Origin of the sequence: Streptomyces sp. NBC_00989 (assembly GCF_045162655.1) — a bacterium.
Taxonomy (GTDB): domain Bacteria; phylum Actinomycetota; class Actinomycetes; order Streptomycetales; family Streptomycetaceae; genus Streptomyces.
In genome coordinates, this window is sequence record NZ_CP108728.1 from 10,064,083 (window position 1) to 10,082,820 (window position 18,738).

General features: G+C 70.5%; 17 protein-coding genes. 7 read left to right on the plus strand and 10 right to left on the minus strand.

The genetic code is table 11. The features are described 5' to 3' along the window. Window positions 1–21: 21 nt before the first annotated feature. On the minus strand, window positions 22–993 hold the full coding sequence (locus OG714_RS45255; RefSeq protein WP_406129931.1) for a polysaccharide lyase family 1 protein: 972 nt from the start codon (window positions 991–993) through the stop codon (window positions 22–24). A gap of 239 nt (window positions 994–1,232) precedes the next feature. On the opposite strand from OG714_RS45255, the gene OG714_RS45260 reads away from it, so the two are divergent. Further along, on the plus strand, window positions 1,233–2,558 hold the full coding sequence (locus OG714_RS45260) for a PHB depolymerase family esterase (protein ID WP_406129933.1): 1,326 nt from the start codon (window positions 1,233–1,235) through the stop codon (window positions 2,556–2,558). A gap of 76 nt (window positions 2,559–2,634) precedes the next feature. Beyond that, window positions 2,635–3,921, plus strand: a complete 1,287-nt coding sequence (locus tag OG714_RS45265; RefSeq protein WP_406129935.1) for an SGNH/GDSL hydrolase family protein — start codon at window positions 2,635–2,637, stop codon at window positions 3,919–3,921. Between the two features lie 223 nt (window positions 3,922–4,144). Here OG714_RS45265 and OG714_RS45270 read toward each other — a convergent pair whose 3' ends face one another. Further along, a complete protein-coding gene (locus tag OG714_RS45270; protein ID WP_406129937.1) occupies window positions 4,145–5,512 on the minus strand; it encodes a nucleobase:cation symporter-2 family protein in 1,368 nt (455 codons plus the stop codon). Between the two features lie 137 nt (window positions 5,513–5,649). Then, window positions 5,650–6,996: an FAD-dependent oxidoreductase gene (locus OG714_RS45275; protein WP_406129939.1), complete on the minus strand. Its 1,347-nt coding sequence runs from the start codon at window positions 6,994–6,996 to the stop codon at window positions 5,650–5,652. A 227-nt stretch (window positions 6,997–7,223) separates the two neighbouring features. Here OG714_RS45275 and OG714_RS45280 point away from each other — a divergent pair, with 227 nt between their 5' ends. Further along, entirely contained in the window at window positions 7,224–7,685 is a 462-nt protein-coding gene (locus OG714_RS45280) for a DUF6214 family protein (protein ID WP_406129941.1), read from the plus strand. A gap of 9 nt (window positions 7,686–7,694) precedes the next feature. Here the strand turns inward: OG714_RS45280 and OG714_RS45285 are convergent, their stop codons facing one another. Beyond that, window positions 7,695–8,438, minus strand: coding sequence for a TetR/AcrR family transcriptional regulator (locus OG714_RS45285; protein ID WP_406129942.1), 744 nt, complete (start codon window positions 8,436–8,438; stop codon window positions 7,695–7,697). A 262-nt stretch (window positions 8,439–8,700) separates the two neighbouring features. Between OG714_RS45285 and OG714_RS45290 the strand changes: the two genes are divergently transcribed. Beyond that, a complete protein-coding gene (locus OG714_RS45290) occupies window positions 8,701–8,949 on the plus strand; it encodes a DUF2630 family protein (RefSeq protein ID WP_406129944.1) in 249 nt (82 codons plus the stop codon). Window positions 8,950–9,091: 142 nt separating this feature from the next. Here OG714_RS45290 and OG714_RS45295 read toward each other — a convergent pair whose 3' ends face one another. The 6 genes from OG714_RS45295 to OG714_RS45320 form a co-directional block, all read right to left on the minus strand. After that, complete coding sequence (locus OG714_RS45295; protein WP_406129946.1) at window positions 9,092–9,793, minus strand: Clp protease N-terminal domain-containing protein; 702 nt, start codon at window positions 9,791–9,793, stop codon at window positions 9,092–9,094. A 105-nt stretch (window positions 9,794–9,898) separates the two neighbouring features. Further along, a complete protein-coding gene (locus OG714_RS45300) occupies window positions 9,899–10,612 on the minus strand; it encodes an HAD family hydrolase (RefSeq protein WP_406129948.1) in 714 nt (237 codons plus the stop codon). A 9-nt stretch (window positions 10,613–10,621) separates the two neighbouring features. Further along, entirely contained in the window at window positions 10,622–11,146 is a 525-nt protein-coding gene (locus tag OG714_RS45305; RefSeq protein WP_406129950.1) for a hypothetical protein, read from the minus strand. Window positions 11,147–11,191: 45 nt separating this feature from the next. Beyond that, on the minus strand, window positions 11,192–11,836 hold the full coding sequence (locus OG714_RS45310; RefSeq protein WP_406129951.1) for a phosphatase PAP2 family protein: 645 nt from the start codon (window positions 11,834–11,836) through the stop codon (window positions 11,192–11,194). Window positions 11,837–11,928: 92 nt separating this feature from the next. Continuing rightward, window positions 11,929–12,864: a M56 family metallopeptidase gene (locus OG714_RS45315; RefSeq protein WP_406129952.1), complete on the minus strand. Its 936-nt coding sequence runs from the start codon at window positions 12,862–12,864 to the stop codon at window positions 11,929–11,931. A gap of 94 nt (window positions 12,865–12,958) precedes the next feature. Next, window positions 12,959–13,522, minus strand: a complete 564-nt coding sequence (locus tag OG714_RS45320) for a DUF5134 domain-containing protein (protein ID WP_406129954.1) — start codon at window positions 13,520–13,522, stop codon at window positions 12,959–12,961. A 219-nt stretch (window positions 13,523–13,741) separates the two neighbouring features. Between OG714_RS45320 and OG714_RS45325 the strand changes: the two genes are divergently transcribed. The 3 genes from OG714_RS45325 (at window position 13,742) to OG714_RS45335 (ending at window position 18,730) form a co-directional block, all read left to right on the plus strand. Continuing rightward, a complete protein-coding gene (locus OG714_RS45325) occupies window positions 13,742–15,457 on the plus strand; it encodes an FUSC family protein (protein ID WP_406129956.1) in 1,716 nt (571 codons plus the stop codon). Beyond that, entirely contained in the window at window positions 15,454–16,026 is a 573-nt protein-coding gene (locus OG714_RS45330; protein ID WP_406129958.1) for a MarR family winged helix-turn-helix transcriptional regulator, read from the plus strand. The genes OG714_RS45325 and OG714_RS45330 overlap by 4 nt, the downstream gene beginning before the upstream one ends. Window positions 16,027–16,144: 118 nt before the next feature. Beyond that, entirely contained in the window at window positions 16,145–18,730 is a 2,586-nt protein-coding gene (locus OG714_RS45335) for a cellulosome protein (RefSeq protein WP_406129960.1), read from the plus strand. The last annotated feature ends 8 nt before the right edge of the window (window positions 18,731–18,738 follow it).

Below are 18,738 nucleotides of genomic sequence, written 5' to 3' on the forward strand. Positions count from 1 at the left end.
TTCTCCGAGGTGGGGGAGTGGTCAGAGCTTTCCGGTGCCCGCGCCCGCGGTCACCGAGGCGACGACGGTCGAGGCGGGCTCGGCGGTGTAGCTGTACGGCGGGCTGGTGAACGTGCCGACCTGCGAGATCTCGGTGGCGGCTCCGCCGAGGTCGTTGCCGCTGAGGTTGGCGTAGCCGTCCACGTCGCTGTCCCGGTTCGTCGTGACGGCGACCTCCGTGTCCCGGAAGACGTTGTTCTGGACGAACATCTGGGCGCCCATGCGCGAGTGCACGGCCGTCTCGGCGCCGACGACGTAGTTGTCGTAGAAGTGCCCGGTGCCGAAACGCAGGCTGGGGATACGGGAGTTGACCTGGTCGAACCAGTTGTGGTGGTACGTCACGCGCAGATGCCCGGTGTCCTCGCTCGCGTTGTTGTCGCTGTGGCCGACGAGCGAGCCCTTGTAGTGGTTCTTGAAGGTGTTCCAGGAGACGGTGACGTAGTCGGAGGCGTGGTTGATGTCGAGCAGGCCGTCGTAGTAGTCCTTGCCGTGGTCGAGGTCGGACGAGAAGGCGTTGTGGTCGATCCACACCTTCGTCGAGGCCTGCACGGTGATGCCGTCGGCCGGCGCGACCGGCTTGCTGATGTTCAGGTTGCGGACGACGACGTTGGTCACCTTCTTCAGCCGCAGTCCGCCGCCGGTGAACCCGGACGCCGAACCGACGCCCAGCACCGTCGTGTTGGACCCGATGTCGACCTGACCGCTCAGCGAGATCAGGCCGTTGACCTTGACCACCTTCGAACCGCTGCCGGTGACCGCCGACTTGAAGGCGTCCAGCGTCGACACCGTGACCGCCGTGGCGCTGCCGCCACCGGTCGTCCCGGCACCGAAACCGACCGGCGAGGCGTCGGCCGCCGACGCGGACTGGGGGAGTACGAGCACGGCTGCTGTGGCGAGCGCGGCCGCCGCCAGAGCTGCTCGTCGTGGATGTGCTTGTGGGGGGCGAGTACGCATGCGGGTGCGTCCCTTCCGGGGGAGTGGAGTGATCGTGTACGTGAACGATGTACGCAATGAAGGACCGCGCGGTCACACTTCTGAACGGAACGTAGGGTGCAAGCGCTTTCTAGTCAACGCCTTGTGCAGAAACTATTCGAAGCGTGGGAGCGCTTCCATGGCACCCATGTCCATGTCACGATGCCGATTGCTCTCCCCGAAAGATGCCGCACGAGCCGCGATCAGGAAGGGACGACGACGTGCGCCCCACAGCCGCCAACACCCTCAAGTCCTCGAGAAAACCGCCGCGTTCGGTACTCGTCGCCCTCTTCGGAGCACTGGTGCCGTTACTCGCGGCCCTGACCCTCGTCGCGCCCCCGGCCGCCGCCCGCACCGAGGCCGTCCCCACCGCCACCCTCACCGAGGTCACCGGCTTCGGCAGCAACCCCAGCAACCTCCAGATGTACGTGTACGTCCCCGCCGCCGTCACCGCGCACCCGGCGATCGTCGTGGCCGTGCACTACTGCGGGGGATCGGGCCCGGCGATGTACTCCGGCACCGAATACGCCTCGCTGGCCGACCAGTTGGGCTTCATCGTCGTCTACCCGTCGGTCACCCGTGCCAGCAAGTGCTTCGACGTCTCCTCGCCCCAGGCCCTGCACCGCGACGGCGGCAGCGACCCGGTCGGCATCAAGTCCATGGTCGACTGGGTGACCAGCACCTACTCAGCCGACACCTCCCGCGTCTTCGCGCTGGGCATCTCCTCCGGCGCGATGATGACGAACGTCCTGCTCGGCGACTACCCCGACGTGTTCGCGGCGGGCGCCGCCTTCGCCGGCGTACCGTTCGGCTGCTTCGCCACCACCGACGGCTCCGAGTGGAACACGGCCTGCGCGAACGGCACGGTCGTCCAAACCCCGCAGCAGTGGGGCGACTTGGTCCGGGGCGCCGACCCCGGCTACACCGGCCCGCGTCCCCGCATGCAGCTGTGGCACGGCACCGCCGACGACATCCTGCGCTACCCGAACTTCGGCGAGGAGATCAAACAGTGGACGAACGTGCGGGGCGTCAGCCAGACCCCGGCTGCCACCGACACCCCGGCGACCGGCTGGACCCGCACCCGCTACGGCGCCACCGGTGACCAGGCCCCCGTCGAGGCGATCAGCCTCCAGGGCGTCACCCACAACCTCTACGCCTACGGCATGGGCGCCCGCGTCCTCACCTTCTTCGGCCTGACCGGCGGCGGCACCACACCCCCGCCCTCGACCGGCCCCTGCAAGGTGACCGTCACGACCAGCGCCTGGAACACCGGCCTCACCGCCTCCGTGACCATCACCAACACCGGTACAAGTGCCGTCAATGGCTGGCAGTTGGGCTTCACCCTGCCCACCGGCCAGACCATCACCAACGGCTGGGGCGCCACCTACACACCGGCCTCCGGCACGGTGACGGCCACCAACGCGTCGTACGACGGCGCGATCGCGCCCAACGCGAGCGTGACCATCGGCTACCAGGCGAACCACACCGGCAACAGCGCGGCGCCGACGGCCTACGCGCTCAACGGGACGACCTGCACGGTCGGTTGACCCACCTCCGGGTGCGTGCCCGACGCCTCCGGCACGCACCCTCGCCCCCAACTCCCGTCAGAGGAAGGCCGGTTCCGTGCAGCCAACGAGACGGACAGCGATCGTCGCGACGACAACGACGGCCCTGTCGGCCCTGGTCGCCACCAACCCCGCACGCGCCGAGGGACGTTCGGCTCCTCCCACCGCGCACTGGGTGAACACCTGGACGGCGATGCCCCAGCTCACCGAGCCCGGCAACCTGCCACCCGCGCCCTTCACCGGGACCAAGTCGGTGTTGGTCGACACCACGCTGAGGCAGACACTCCGGGTCACCACCGGCGGCCGAAAGCTGCGCCTGCGCTTCTCCAACGCCTACGGCGACACCCCGCTCCCGCTCACCGCGGTGACGCTGGCCCTCCCGCAGGACGGCAGGGCGGGAGCCGGCGCGATCGTCGCCGGCAGCAGCAGACCGGTCACGTTCGCCGGACGCAGATCCACGACCGTCCCCGTCGGCGCCCAACTGGTCTCCGACCCACTGGACTTGGACCTGCGTCCCGCGTCCGTCCTGACCGTGACGACCTACCTGGCGACGGGCCAGCCCTCGCTCGCGCTCACTTCGCACCCGGGCTCGCGCACGACGTCGTACCTCCGCACCGGCGACCACACCGAGGACCAGGACCTGCTGCCCGGGGCGACCCCGGTCGACCACTGGTATCTGCTGAGCGACGTCGAGGTCCTGGCCCCGCGTGCCACCACGGCCGTAGCCATCCTGGGCGATTCACTGACCGACGGCCGAGGCTCCACGACCAACGCCAACGACCGCTGGCCCGACCAGCTCTACGACCGCCTCCGCACCCTCCCCGCCACCGCGGCCGTGGCGATCCTGAACCAGGCCGCCGGCGGCAACCGCGTCCTCAACGACGGCCTCGGGCCCAACGTCCTCGCCCGCCTCGACCGCGATGTCCTCTCCCGCAGCGGGGTCACGCGCCTCATCGTCTTCGAGGGCGTCAACGACATCGGCACCGCCGACGCGACCCCCGCCGCCCAACACCAGCTCACGGAAGACCTGTTGGCCGCCTACGGCCAGATCGTCGTCCGCGCCCACGCGCAGGGCATCCGCGTCTACGGCGCGACCCTGCTCCCCTTCGGCGGCAACACCTACGACGACCCGGCGGGCGAGCGCGAGTCCTCCCGCCAGGTGGTCAACTCCTGGATCCGCACGGCCGGTCGCTTCGACGCGGTCCTCGACTTCGACCGCGCCGTACGCGACCCCGCCGACCCGCGCCGTCTGCTCGCGGCCCTCCAGGTCGGCGACTGGCTGCATCTCAATCCGACGGGGTACGGCGTGCTGGCCGCGACGGTCCCCGCCGGACTGCTGCGCTGATCGTGGCGCAGGACATCGGTGGTGTCTGATCGGCGCCGGTGAGCGGGGCGTCGTGCCCGCGGACGCAGGGCGGAGCGGACGCTGACATCAGCGGCTGCCGCCGCGGGCACCGACAGTGGGGGACTCGGCGACCGACGGCGACGCCGCTGGGGCCCATGCGCTTTGGGCAGCGAGGGAGTGCGTGTCACGCCCCGCGTCTGCGACAGAGTCCGCCGGACGGGCCCTAGACGACCGGCTCCTCCGCGACAGCGCCGGCCGGAGCCTCGGTGCTGGTTGCCGGTGAACTCCCCTTCGACGGAAGGTGGTTGAAGAGCAGGTTCAGCACGATCGCCGTCAGACAGCCCGCGCTGATGCCGCTGTTCATCACCGTCTGGAACCAGTCCGGGAACTGGGCGTAGATCGTCGGCACCCCGACCGGGAGCACGCCCACGGCCACCGAGACGGCGACGACGGTGAGGTTGTGGTTGTCCTTGAAGTCGACCTGGGTCAGGGTGCGCAGACCACTCGCGGCGACCGTACCGAACATGACCAGGCCCGCGCCGCCGAGCACCGGCGCCGGTATCGCCGCGACGACCGCGCCGAGCTTGGGCAGCAGACCGAGGACGACGAGGATGCCACCGGCCACGGCGACGACCCAGCGGCTGCGGACCCGGGTCATGCCGACGAGGCCGACGTTCTGGGCGTACGCCGTGTACGGGAAGGTGTTGAAGACGCCGCCGAGGACGGTGGAGAGGCCGTCGGCGCGCAGACCGTCCGCAAGGGAGCGCGGCTCGATCTTCCGGTCGGTCATCTCGCCGACCGCGATCAGGTCACCGGTCGTCTCGGTCATCGTCACCAGCGCCACCACCAGCATCGACACGATCGCCGAGGCGTGGAAGGTGGGCGTACCGAAGTGGAACGGCGTGCTGATGCCCACCCAGTCGGCGTCCCCGACCCCGCTGAAGTCCGTGAACCCGAACACCACCGCGGCCACCAGCCCCACGGCCATGCCGATCAGCACCGCGATCCGGCTCAGGAAGGCGGGCGCGAACCGCTGCACACCGAGGACGACCGCGAGGACGAACGCGGCGAGCGCGATGTTCTTAGGTTCACCGAAGTCCTTCGAACCCTGCCCGCCCGCCGCCCAGTTGCCCGCCGCGGGCAGCAGCGACAGACCGATGATCAGGATCACCGTGCCGGTGACCAGCGGCGGGAAGAAGCGCAGCAGCCTGCCGAAGACGGGGGCCAGGAGCGCGATGGCGAGCCCCGCGATGATCACGGAGCCGTAGATCGCGGGCAGTCCGCCGCCCGTCGTACCGATGAGCACCATCGGCGACACCGCGGCGAACGTACAGCCCTGCATGATCGGCAGCCGCACGCCGAACCGCCAGAAACCTATGCACTGGATGAGCGTCGCTATCCCGCACACCAGCAGGTCCGCGGTGATCAGATACGCCAGATCGGCGGCCGACAGCTTCATCGCCCCGCCCACGATCAGCGGCACCGCCACCGCACCCGCGTACATCGCGAGCACGTGCTGGAGCCCGAAGGCGGCCAGTTGCCGTACGGGTGGCACCTCGTCGACGGGATGCACGGGTGTGGTCGTGGCCATGGGCACTCCTGAGCGGCGGAGAGGGGGGAACGTGCGAACAGTTCGAGACCGTAGGCGCCTTGAACAGTTTGTTGATTTCTGGGTTGTTGCCGCTGTGTGTCTTGCCCAGCTGCTATGTGTGCGCCCCCCCCATATCGCTATGTGTGTGCCCCACGTACCGCCGCCAGCAAGGCCTCCCAGTCCGGCAGTTTGACCACACCACCCCGCCCGAGCGAAGCCCCCAACTCCGCCTCGGCCCGCTCGATGGCCTCCCACCCGACCCACTCGACCGGCTCGAACCCCTCGGCGCGCAGCACGGCGAGGGGATCTTCGGAGACTTCCTCCGCTACGAGCATGGAGGCGTCCGCGAGCAGGGACGTCACCGTCTCCTTGGCGTCCGGGCGGTTGGTGCCGATGACGCCGGTCGGGCCCCGCTTGATCCAGCCGGCCACGTACTCGCCGGGTACGGCACGCCCTTCGCGTACGACACGGCCGGCTTGGTGCGGCACGGTGCCGTGCTCGGTGTCGAACGGCAGCCCGTCCAGCGGCACTCCGCGATAACCCACCGAGCGCAGCACCAACTGCGCCTCGATCTCCTCGAATTGGCCGGTGCCGACCACTCCGCCCCGCCCGTCCGGCGCGGTGCGTTCGAAGCGCACGGCGCCCACCCGCCCCGCGTCGGCGAGGAGTTCGACGGGACGGAGGAAGAAGCGGAGGTGGATACGGCGTGGGGCACCCCGGGGAGGGAGTACGGCCCAGTTGCGAAGTGCCTCGACGTTGCGCCGCTGGGCGCCGGGCAGCGCGGAGAGGTCGAGACAGCCCGGGTCGAGCGCCAACTCGGCCGCGTCCACGGTCACTTCGGTGTCCGGGAGCCCGCCCAGTTCGCGCAGCTCCTTCGTGGTGAAGCGGGCCTGCGTGGGGCCGCGCCGGCCGACCATGTGGATGTCCGTGATCCCGCTGGCGGCCAGTGCGGTGAGGGCGGCCTGCGGGATGTCGGTACTGCTCAGCTCGGCCGTGCCGCGCGCCAGTATCCGCGTGACGTCCACCGCGACATTGCCCACGCCGATGACGACGGCCGTACGCGCGCCGAGCAGGAAACCGTCGGCGGTGGAGTCCGGGTGGGCGCTGTACCAGGACACGAACTCGGTCGCCGACCAGCTGCCCGGCAGCTCCTCGCCGGGAATTCCCAAATGGCGGTCGGTGGCGGCGCCCACGCAGTACACGACCGCGTCGTACAACTCCCGCAGCCGGGCGGCCGACAGCCCGCCGGGCCCGACGAGCACCCCGCCGAGGAACCGCACCCGCCCGTGCTCCAGGACCGCGCGCAGATTGTTCTGAAGCGACTTGATCTTCTCGTGGTCCGGTGCCACGCCGTAGCGCACCAGACCGTACGGGCACGGCAGCCGGTCCAGGACGTCGACCAGCACCCCGGGCTCCATCTGGACCAGACTCTGGGCGGTGTAGACCCCGCTCGGCCCGGAGCCGACGACGGCGACACGCAGCACGGCGGAACTCCTCACCTGTCAGGCACACAGGAGATCGCTGATTCGCCAGATCACTGACACCTCCAGGATCGCACCCCGGGTGCTCCGCTGACAGGGTGCCGAACGCACCCGTACGCACTGGGGGCGCGCGTGTCCGTTCGTATGGAAAGTGATCATGCGGTTACGTTGCGTATGTGCTAGAAGCATCCTTTGTTAATCTTTCCGATCGCTCCCCGGCGGACGGTGCGGTGTCCGTGTGGCCCGCGTGGGAGGTTCAGGAGCACGACGGCGCCACCTCGTGGTTCCACGTCCGGCTGGCCTTCCCCGACGGCGCCCGGGTCGACGCACTCGCCGTGGTGTGCGAGCAGAACGTCTCCGTCGAGGACGTACGGGCCCAACCTGCCCTGTCCCTCGATGACTTGACGGTGCTGGCCGACTGGATCGAGGGGCCGCTCTTCGAGGCGTGCGGGCTGCAATCCGGGGCGGAGGAGGTGGAGTCGGGCGGAGCGCGCCGGGCGCGGCCGGCCTGGCCGCGCGGCATCGAGGGGCGGTGGCAGATCGCCCAGGAGTATCGCGCCGCGCAGGAAGAGGGAGTTGATCCCGTCCTCGCGGTGATGTGTGCGACCGGGCACAGTCGGCGCCGGTCCCTCCGGCTCATCTCGCAGGCGCGGGACGCGGGATTTCTGACGCCTCGTCATGCTCGGCGCTGAGTACGGCCGTTACACGTCGGAGGGCTCGGTCGGCCGGTCGTCGGCCGAACTCTCGGGCGTGGGTGCGGGCGCAGGTACGGGTGCGGGCCTGGGCGTTGACCTGTCGTCCGTCGCGAAGAACCGCGACAGGTCCGTGTCGGCCGCCCCGGCCCGCGCACGGGCTTCCGGCGGGATCCCCAACTCCTGGTCGAGCCCGTACCGTTGGAACAACTCGGTCCGCAACACCGGAATCGACATCGGCACCCCCGGCACGAGTGCCGCGTAGACCGAGCCCATGAGCAGGGCGCGCAGCATCGGGTAGTCGGAGGGCACGTTCCCCGACCCGTACTGCGCGATGGTCTGCCCGAGCAGTTCGGACAGGCGCCGCTGCTCCGGGCACTGCACGAAGCCCTCGCCCTGGAGGAGCCCCGCCATGTGCTGGCGCATCAGCACGGGCCGGTCGTGAGCGAGGCCCAGAATCGCGTCGATGGCCCGCGCCATCCGCTCCTGCCCGTCGTCGGTCCGGGGCTCGCGCTCCAGGGCCTCCTCCAGGGTGCGGTGCATCAGGCGGTGCACGGCGGACTGGACGAGCTGGCGTTTTCCGGGGAAGTAGTACGACACCAGTCCGCGCGCCGAACCGGCCCGGTCCGCGATGTCGCCCAAGGTCGTGGCCTCGTACCCACGCTCACTCACCAGCTCTACGGCCGCCTGTAGCAGCCGTTCCCGGGAACGCCGTCGCAACTCTTCATTGACCGAGGCGCTTCGCGGGGACATGCTGTAACTCCTGCGTTGACTGGCTATCAGCCAACTATACTCAGGACGTCCGGGTCTCCCGTCGAGGGGGCCTGGCGCATGCTGCCGTCCGTCTGGGGCGACGCGGGGGATCGTCTCAGGCGGGCGGCTCCTTTTCACCCCAATGGTTTCCTTGGGCGACTTTTGACCCGGCGCTCGGCGCCGCCTTCTCGCACATCTGTCGCACGGCACGTGAACCGTCCCTAGAGTGGGCACGGGTGTCGAGCCGAGGAGGCGCACGGGCATGGAGCAGGACCAGCAGATCTTCGCGCGGATCAACGAGATGGTCGACGACGAGCGCAAGCTCCGGGAGGCCGTCGCGTCCGGCACGATCGACAGCGCCACGGAGCATCAGCGCCTCGGGCAGCTGGAACGTGAACTCGACCAGTGCTGGGACCTGTTGCGCCAGCGCCGTGCCAAGGTGGAGTTCGGGGAGAACCCGGACGAGGCGCGGGTGCGGCCGGAGTCAGAGGTCGAGGGCTATCAGAGCTGAGTCGGGTGAGTTGACGTCCGTCGGCGTGCGTCGGCGTGGGTTGACGGGAGGGGAGGCCGCGTCGGCCCGGTCCGGCGCGACCGTTGATCGTTTCCTCCTGCCGCGTTGCGGCTGAACGTCTCCACCGCTGATCGCTTCGGTGCTACTTGCCGCGCCCGGCAAGCCTGTTGGCGATCTCGGCCTCGACCGTCTCCCGCAGTTCGTCCGGTGTGAAGCCGAGGTTGCGGAGGATCTGCGCGGCCGGGCTTTCCTCGACGCGGATCAGGCCCAGCAGTGTGTGTTCCGTGCCGACCCAGTCATGGCCCAGGTCGGCCGCCGCGCGGCGCGCCTGCTCGATGGCCTCCTTGCTCTCCGGCCGGAACGCGATGTGACCCCGCAGCGCCTTCTCCCCGGCCGGCGGCAGCGCCTCCGTGATCGCGTCGCGGACGCGCTGCTCCGACTCGGTCTTCGCCACCAGCACCTCGTACGCCAGGCCGCGCGGTTCGCCGAGCAGGCCGAGCAGGAGGTGTTCGGTGCCGATGGAGTCGTGCCTGTGCGTTCGGGCGGCCTCCTGCGCCAGCACGATGCTGTGCCGGTTCAGGTTGGTGTACCGCTCGAAGGGGCCGGGTGCGTGCCGTTGCTGGGCGGCCTGCTTGGACACTCCGATGGCGTCGCCGATCTCGGTCCACGACGCGCCGACCTGCTTGGCCTTGCTGACGTAGTGGTCGATGAGCTGGTCGCCGAGGTCGGACAGGGTCTGGGCGCGCAGTCGCGCTTCGCTGATGCGGGCCAGTGCGTCGGTGTCGGGGAGCTCCTCGTCGAGACGGGCGATCAGATCGGCGAGGCTGATGTCGAGTGGGCTCATGCGTCAACTTTAAATTGACGATCCCCAATCGTCAATCTGTAATTGACGATTGCTTCGAGGGTGCTCCGCCTGCTGTTCCGAGGACGGTCCCGCGTACTGGCAGGGTCAGCCCCGAGGCCCGCCCTGTTCCCGCTCAACCAGCTCAAGCACTGGCCGCAGACCGTCCGGCCGTTCCGTCACCAGTCGGTGGTCCACGAAGTGCACCTCGCACCCCAGAGCCGCCGCCCCGCCGTCCGCCCACCGGTCGTCGCCGACCATCAGCACGTCCTTCGGGTCGACACCGAGGGCCTCGCAGGCGACCGTGAACAGTCGCGGGTCCGGCTTCTGGACGCCGTGTTCGTAAGACAGGACGTACGCGTCCACGTAAGCGTCGAGCCCGTGGTCGCGGAACACCGGTCGGAGATCCCAGCCGATGTTGCTGACCACGCCCACGCCGATCCCGCGCTCGTGCAGGGTCCGCAGCACGTCCTCCGTGTCCGGGTACGGCGTCCACGCGTCCGGCGTCATGTGCCGGTCGTACAGCGCGTCGTGCAACGCCGGGTCGGGGAGCGGGACTTGGCGTGAGACGCCGGTGTACGCGGCCCGGTGCAGCGCGGAACTCTCGTCCCGGATCGCCCAGATCTCGGCGAATTCCTCGGGCAGTTGCTCCGGCTGCGCCCCGCCCGGCATCGCCCCGGCCGACTCCAGCGCCCGCGCCGCCTCGGCCAACTCCGGTTCTGGCAGCGCGATCCCTGTCTCGCGCAGCACGGCACGCAGCCAGGACTCGGTGGACTCGATGCGGAAGAGGGTTCCGGAGAAGTCGAAGAGGACGGCATTCATGCGGTGATCTTACGCAGCGACATTCCACTCGGCGGGAAGACCGCTTCCGCAGAACACGCAGACGAAATCGCCCTCGCGCACGATGTTGATCTCCCGGCACGGTGTACAGCGCCGGAACACCACGGCGTGCGTGAAACCGGCAGGGCGGCCGATGCCGGCCAGGTCGAGGGCGCGTGCCACCGCCTGCCACGAGTCGAGGTGCGGACAGTAACCGGTGGACAGGTTGCTGACCTCCCGGACGACCCAGAACCCCGTCGCCTGCTCGAATCCCATCTCTCCCGCACCCAGCACATCGGCGCCCCCGGCACACGCCACATGCTCACTCCGGCGCGGGGCGAGGCGCAGCAACCCGTCCAGCCCGACGACGTAGGTGAAGGGTTCGGCCAGCTCGGCCGTCTCCTGCCCGGTCAGCCAGGCGTTCAGCTCCCCCGCCGACCGTACGACCCGGCCCTCCGCGCCAGGTCGCACGGCGGCGAGCAACTCCGTCGGTCCGACATAGGCATGCCGCCGTCCGGCCGCGCTCACAACCGCCACCGCCGCCCAGTGGTGTTCATACCCGCCACCGCCGCCCGGCCGCGCTCACACCCGTCGCCGCTCGTACACCGCGACGGCAAGCGCCACCACGAGCGCCCCCAGGAGCCACCCGCCCAACACGTCCGACGGCCAGTGCACACCCAGCCACACGCGGGTCAGCCCCACACCCACGACGGAGATCACCGCCAAGGTCATGGCCGTACGCCACACAACGCGTCCGGTGCCGTAGTCGTGGAGCAGCCACAGCAGCAGGCCGCAGACCACCGTGGCGGTCATGGCATGTCCGGAGGGGAAGGCGGCGTAGTGGGCCGAGTCGACGGGGTCGGGCCATACCGGGCGGGGTCGGCCGACCAGCGCCTTCAGGGCCTGCTGCAACAGTGTGCCCAGCGCACATGTGGCCGCCAGCCATAGAGCTGTCCACCATGCCGAGCGCCGCCACACCAGCCACACCATGGCGGCGGCACATACAAGGCGCATGGTCAGGGGGTCCCAGACCCAGTCCGTCAGGATGCGGAACGCATGCGTCAGGCCGTGATCCTCGACCGCCCAGCGATGCGAGGTCCGGGCGATCCGCTCGTCGACGTCGATCAGCGGATGCCACTCGACCGCGACGAGGGTGAGGAGCAGCGCGGAGCACAGGGCGAGGGCGATGCCGGTCTGTCGGAGCGTCGGGCGGGGAGGGTAGTGCATGAAGTGATCCTCGCCGACTAGCGGTGCGCGGAGCGAACCCCGCCCCGGGGTGGCGTCCTCCCCGCCCCCGCCTCAGCCCTGCGGGCCCTTCCTCAGCCGAGTGCCCGCAATCCCGGCACGAACGCCACCAGGACCGGAACCACCGGCACCAGCGCCGCCGTCGCGGTCAGGCCCAGGCGGCGCATCGCCGTGAGGCGGTCCGGGGGAGTGAGCAACCGGTGCACCCGCTGCGGGACATGGGCGTGCGGAGTGGGGCACGGCCCGAACACCCCGCGGTCCTCGTTGAGTTCGACCAGTGCGAGCGCGGTCGTGAGGCGGCCGAAGCGCCGGGACGCCATGTCGTCGGCGGCGAGTTCGACCAGCCGGTGCATCTCGGCCCGGAACGCGGCGAACACCGGTACCTGCGGAAACCCGTTGGCGAGCGCGCCCGAGCAGTGCAGCAGCCAGTCGTGCCGGGCCTGTGCGTGCCCCTGCTCGTGCGCGAGCAGCGAGTCCAACTGCCGCCCCTTGAGGCGTCTCAACGCGGCTGTGGTGATGACCAGTTGGGGCGCGGTACCGGCCATCCACCAGGCGTCCGGTCGCTCCCCCTCCAGGATGACCAGCGGCTCGGCACCAGGCTCCTCGCCGGGCAACACCGGGGCGCGCACGAGGAGTTCGGCCCTCCGCAGCCGACGTCGCGCCCGGGCCCGTACGACCTCACGGACCAGCATCGCCGCGGTCCACGCCCCGCCGCAGGCGAGGGCCACCGCGGTCGTGGCGGCCCAAGGCCCGGTCGTCACCAGGGGATAGGCGTCCACGACCGCGTGCGGCGCACTGGCGAACACATGGCCGCGCACCGCCTGCCACGCGGCGGCGGCGCTGAGTGTCATCGACAGGGCGCAGCACAGGAGCACGGCCACCACCACGCACTGCCACACCCACAGCGCGACCACCGGCTCGTGGTCCGCCCAGTCGGCCCGGGCGAGCAGCCGTGGGGCGACGACGGCGGCCAAGGCGCCGAGCAGCAACAGTGCCGCGGGGACCATCATGGGAGCACCCTATGAGCGCCGCGGTGATCAGGGGTACGGCTTGTTACGGCAAAGTGACGCAGACCACGATTTCGTACAACCGCGCCGGTCCTGCCTAGAGCGTCAGCAACATCGCGACCATGCCGATCCCCATCGACAGCCGGCACGCCCGCGCCAACTCCGGCCGGTCGCCCCAGCCGACGCTTCCGCTGCCGACGGCCGCGCCCGTGCCCCCGCTGGTGACGGGCACCAGCCGGATGCCGGACAGCAGTACGTATCCCGCGAAGTAGAGGAGCAACGCGCCCGTCACGAGCGGGACTCCGGAGTCGCCGTGTTCGTGGTGGTGCGCGGGTGAGGCGGCCATCGCGAGCGCCATGTAGACCATGGCCGCGGTGCCCAGCAGATGGTGCACGTGGTGCGGGCTCCTGCGCGCCGACCACAGGGCGCGCAGCGCCGCCGCGCCGAACACCGCCGCGTAGACGGGCCACGCCCACGACGGCGGTGTGAACACCGCCGCGGGTACGGCCATCGCGGCCATGCCGAAGCCCATCAGCGCCTCGCCGCCCGCGGCCCGGCGCTGTTCCTCGACGGGGCTGCGCATCCGCAGCAGGCAGTAGGCGCCGGTCGCCGCGCACAGCGCGACCAACAACCAGCCGGGCGAAGCCGGTCCACCATGCACGCGCGTCCCCCGTTCCGCCTCGGATATCGCTCTCCGTCGACGTTCGGTCACAGGATGCCCGTGCCGCACGGGGCGCAATCGAGCGCAACGGTGTACACGGGGAGCACTCGGCGGCGCGTGGCAGGTCGATGGCGTCCCGGAGGCGTGGCGGGAGGCGTGGCGGGAGGCATGCCCTTTGGAAATACTTCACAAGTAAAACACCTGCTAATCTTATGTCCCATGAGCAGTGCGACCCCCGCCCCCACCCCGCGCGTCCGACGTCTCCCGCTCACCGGCGTGCTGCGTCTCGGGCGGCCCTCCGACATCTGGTTCAAGCCCGCGCTCAGCGCGGTCGCCTCGGTCGCCCCGCCCAACCTGACCCTGCTGGCACTCGGCCGCCTCGACCTGGCGATGTACACGATGGCCGGCTCCTTGTGTGCGCTCTACGCCCACAACAAGCCCTACGCCGCCCGGGCCCGCGCCCTGGTCTGGGTGGTGCTCGGGATGATCGCCGGTCTCGCCGTCGCGCTCGTCACGGCCTCCCTCACCACGAACGCCGTCGTGCTCGTCACGGTCGGTGCCGCCCTGGCCGCCGTACAGAAGGGACTGTGCGACGCGACCCGGATCGGCCCGCCCGGCAACGTGGTGCTCACCTTCATCAGCTCCGCCTCGCTCTTCGCACCGCAGACGCTCGACCAGGTCCCCGGCCACCTCGCGCTCGCCGCCGCCGCGGGCGCCTGGGCGTGGCTCGTCGGCATGGCCCCCGTACTCGTCCGCCCCCACGGCCCCGAGCGCCGCGCCACGGCCGGCGCTCTCAACGCGGCCGCCACGTACGCCGCCCCACAGGGCACCGAAAAGAGCCATGCACGCGCGCGTGCCGATGACGACCACCCACGCGCGCGTGCCATCGCCGCAGCCGCCGTCCACGCGGCCTGGCAGTCCCTCCTGGCCACCGGCGTCCGCACCCCACCCCGACGCGCTCTCGAACGCCTCCTCGTCCGCGCCGAGGTCGCGCTCGCCGCGCCCGCCGACGCCGACCCGGAGCGGCTGCGCGCGTGGGCCCGCGAACTGCGCGGCAGGGGGCCGGTCCCGCAGACCGACGTCCCGGCGGGCGCCGTAGCCGAACTCCTCGGTGTGGATGCCGAACTGGCCGCCCCCGCGCGCCCGTTGGGGACCAGGCTCGGTCCGCTCACCCCGCTCGTGCTGCGTACGGCGCTCGGGTGCGCGCTCGCCGGATACGTGTCCCTCGCGCTCGGTGTCGGCCGGCCCTACTGGGCCCTCGTCACCGCGGCCTCCCTCTACCAGGCCAACATCACCCTCACCTGGGGCCGGGGTGTGCAGCGGGTCGTCGGCAACCTCGCCGGGGTGCTGGTCTTCGCCGTGGTCGCCCCGCTCGCCCACGCGCACCCGGCGGCCCTCGTGCTGTGCTGCCTCGCCTTCAACTTCGGGGCCGAGGCACTGATCGGCCGCAACTACTGGCTCGGCAGCGTCTGTGTGACCCCGATGGCGCTGCTCATCACGGAGTTCGCGCGGGCCCAGCAGCCCGGTGAGCTGATCGCCGAGCGGGTCGTCGACACCCTCGTCGGCGCCCTGGTCGGGCTCGTCGCCGCGGCCGTCGTCACCAACCGGCGCGCGACCGACCGTATCGAGGAGGCGCTGACCGCGGTGGAACGGGCCCGTGAGCGGGCCACTCGCCTGCTGGCGGACCCGGCTCCCGCGCGCGGGAGCCTCGAATCCGCCCACCGCGCGCTCGCCGCCGCGCTGGTCGAACTGCGGGCCACCGTCGACGCCGCGTCCGGCGAGTGGTGGCAGCGCGCCCTGCCGCAGGAGCGGGTCGTGCTCGCCGAACAGTCCGGACACCGTACGCTCGCCGCGACGGTTCGACGCCGGGAGTCGCACTCCTGGTCGACCGCGGATCGGCGCACGGGCGGAAAGACGGAGGGCGTACGGGGATGACGGCATTGAACGGACGGCCGGTTGACGGGGACGGCGCGGCCCGCCAGGCCCCTCCGAGTGCGACCCGGCGCGACACCGTCGCCGCGGTCGTCGGGCAGTGGCAGGCCGTGCACCCCGACCTCGACACCGGCCCGATGGAGATCATCGGCCGGATCAACCGATGCGCGGCCCTGCTCCAGCAGGCCGAGGACGCGCCGCTGCGCCGGGCCGGGCTCAGCCGCCCCGAGTTCGACCTGCTCGGCGCGCTCCGCCGCACCGGGCACGAGCTGACGCCGAGCGAGCTGACCCGGGAGACCTTCTCCTCGGGCGCCGCCGTCACCAAGCGCCTCAAGCTGCTGACCGAACGCGGGCTGGTCGAGCGCCGGGGCGACACCCGCGACCGCCGCGTCGCCCACGTCCGACTCACGGACACCGGCCGCGACCTCGTCGACGCGATCCTGCCCGAGCAACTCGCCTACGAGACGACCGTGCTCGCCGGCCTGGACACCCCCGGACAGGGCGAACTCGCCACCCTGCTCGGCGAGTTGCTGGTCCAGCTGGAAGGCCGACTGGGCATGCTGCGTGTCTGATCCGTCGTACGCGGGCGCCGACGGACCGTTGACGCGAGTCGCGTGATCTCCCTACGTTCGATCAAGCCGGTTCGGGAAGCCGACTGACGTACGACATGTCGAACAAGGGATTGATGCCGTGGCAGCCGCAGTCTCCGCCGCTCCCACCTCCGGGAACCTCACCGTCGACCTCGGCACCGACACGGGCCCCTTCCACGGCGGCGCGAGCGGCACGCTCTACGGCCTGTACGGCGACGGCGTCCCCAGCCGCAACGCCGTCGAGGGCATGTACGTCCGCACGGTCTCCACCAAGGCCCAGGACGGCACCCAGCACCCGGGCGCCGACGCCCTGGAGATCCTGCGCCCCTTCGTCGAGGCGGGCGGCAAGGACGTCTACGTCTACATGACCGACATCTACCGCGGCTTCCCCTACGAATGGCCCGGCGACACCGGAGCCGAACGCCTCGCCGACTTCATGTCCCGCGTCCGCCGCCAGGTGGAGCAGGTGCTGACGCTCGGCGCGTACAAGTCCCATGTCGTGTACGTCCCGTTCAATGAGCCCGAAGGCAACATGTTCGGCACGGGAGAGTGGGGCTACGACCAGGTCTCCTGGCGCACCGAACCAGCCCACTACTTCACCGCCTGGCGGGACATCCACCGCCTCATCAAGGAACTCGACCCCGGCGCTCGCATCGCCGGCCCCAACACCTGCCTCCTGTACGACGAGGTCCGGGGCTTCCTGGAGTTCGCCAAGACCGAGGACGTACTGCCCGACGTCATCACCTGGCACGAGCTGACCACGCCCGACGAGATCCGCACGAGCGTCGCCAAGTACCGTGCGCTGGAAAGGGAGTTGGGCATCGGCCCACTGCCCGTCAACATCAACGAGTACGCCCACAACTACCACTTGTCCGTGCCGGGCCAGATGATCCAGTGGATCGCCGCGATCGAGGAGTCCAAGGTCGACGCCGACATGGCGTACTGGAACATCGACGGCAACCTCAACGACTCGGTGGTGGAGGCCAACAAGGGCAACGGCCAGTGGTGGCTGTTCAACGCCTACGGGCAGTTCACGGGCAACACCGTCCAGGTCACCGCGCCCCACCCCAACGTCCAGTACACGCTCCAGGGCGTCGCCGCGCTCGACCGCGCCAAGCGGCAGGCGCGGGTGCTGCTAGGCGGCGCGGGCGGCTCCGCGGACGTCGTGTTCGAGCACGTCGACCCTGAAATCTTCGGTACGACCGTCCATGCGCGGCTCCTTGAGATTCCCTGGACGGGGCAAGTCGGGGCCTCCGCGCAGCCGTTGAGGCTCGCTGATCACGAACTCCCTGTCGTGGAAGGCGAAGTGACGCTGCGTCTGACGGACCTGGAGGAGATGTCGGCGTACCAGGTGATCCTGTCTCCGGGTGGCAACGGGGCTGTAGCGCTGCCGCCTTCGACCGGCTGGCGGCGCTCGTACCAGGCGGAGGACGCGGCCTACATCGGTGACGGCCACTCCCTGAACGGGCCCGAGGGGTCCCCGTCCGACGTCGACAGGTTCGCGGGCTCGACCGGCTATCACGTGGGAGGACTCCGGACCGGCTCCGACGGCGTGCTCGTGTTCTCCGTGGAGGTCCCGCAGGACGGGACGTACGACGTGAGTGTCTTCGCCAACTCCTGCAACCTGGCCGACGCGGTGCGCGAGCAGGGACCCACCAACGTCTTCCTCCGCGTCGACGGCGGTCACCCACAGGAACTCCGGCTGCCGCTCGGCTACAAGTGGGCGGTGTGGGGCCACGCCGACACCCGGGTCGAACTGACCGCCGGCGCGCACACCATCACCCTCGCCGCCCAGGACCCCGACCTCGGTGTCACGCGGGGCGACGCGGTCGTCGACCGGCTCGACCTCGCCCTGCGCGACGACCAGGTGACCGAACCCTCGCTGTACGACGCGGAGTTCGCGGCCCTGGGCGGTGGCGCTCGCGTCGATTACGGGCGGGTCGGTGCGTCGGGTCCCGGTGTCGCCGTACTGCCCTGGAGTGGCACCACCACCTTCTGGGTGCACGCGGCGGAGGACGGGGAGGCCGCTGTGACCGTCGATCGGATCGGCTCCGGGGAGGGCGAGTTGACGATCAACGGGGAGAACGTGGGGATTGTTCAACGATCCTCCGTACCTCTGTTCCTCACGTCGGGCATCAACAAGGTGACCGTTACCGCCACGTCGGACCAGCTAGTCCTGGACCGCCTCCAGGTAGGCCCTTCCCTGGGACTCCTCCCCACCTCGACGCACCCGGCCGAGGAAGGCACCACGACCGGCAGCGCCCGGGTCACCGGCGCCCACACGTTCGCCACGGGCGGCAAGGCGGTCGACGGTATCGGCGGCGGCCCCGCGAACGCGCTCACGCTCACCGTGACGGCGGAGCGGGCCGGCCGTCACGCGCTGACGATCCGCTACTCCAACGGCGAGCAGGCACCGGCCACTCACTACAACCCGGACCCGGTCTGCCGCCACGCCGATATCTCGATCAACGGGTCGGCCCCACAGCGCGTGTTGTTCCCGACCACCTTCCACTTCAACAACTTCCACGACCTCTCCGTCCCCGTCACTCTCGTCGAGGGCACCAACACCCTCACCTTCACGGCGGACGAACTCCCGGACCACGACGGCCACTCCAGGAACCAGTACGGCCAACGTTCCGCGTACGCACCGGTGATCGACAGGGTGACGGTGACGCGACTGGCGTGAGGACGGGA

Bases quoted from the DNA above. Each gene is read 5' to 3' on its own strand.
- OG714_RS45255 (WP_406129931.1), bottom strand. From the start codon at position 993: ATGCGTACTCGCCCCCCACAAGCACATCCACGACGAGCAGCTCTGGCG.
- OG714_RS45270 (WP_406129937.1), bottom strand. From the start codon at position 5,512: ATGGCCACGACCACACCCGTGCATCCCGTCGACGAGGTGCCACCCGTA.
- OG714_RS45285 (WP_406129942.1), bottom strand. From the start codon at position 8,438: ATGTCCCCGCGAAGCGCCTCGGTCAATGAAGAGTTGCGACGGCGTTCC.
- OG714_RS45290 (WP_406129944.1), top strand. From the start codon at position 8,701: ATGGAGCAGGACCAGCAGATCTTCGCGCGGATCAACGAGATGGTCGAC.
- OG714_RS45295 (WP_406129946.1), bottom strand. From the start codon at position 9,793: ATGAGCCCACTCGACATCAGCCTCGCCGATCTGATCGCCCGTCTCGAC.
- OG714_RS45300 (WP_406129948.1), bottom strand. From the start codon at position 10,612: ATGAATGCCGTCCTCTTCGACTTCTCCGGAACCCTCTTCCGCATCGAG.
- OG714_RS45310 (WP_406129951.1), bottom strand. From the start codon at position 11,836: ATGCACTACCCTCCCCGCCCGACGCTCCGACAGACCGGCATCGCCCTC.
- OG714_RS45315 (WP_406129952.1), bottom strand. From the start codon at position 12,864: ATGATGGTCCCCGCGGCACTGTTGCTGCTCGGCGCCTTGGCCGCCGTC.
- OG714_RS45325 (WP_406129956.1), top strand. From the start codon at position 13,742: ATGAGCAGTGCGACCCCCGCCCCCACCCCGCGCGTCCGACGTCTCCCG.
- OG714_RS45330 (WP_406129958.1), top strand. From the start codon at position 15,454: ATGACGGCATTGAACGGACGGCCGGTTGACGGGGACGGCGCGGCCCGC.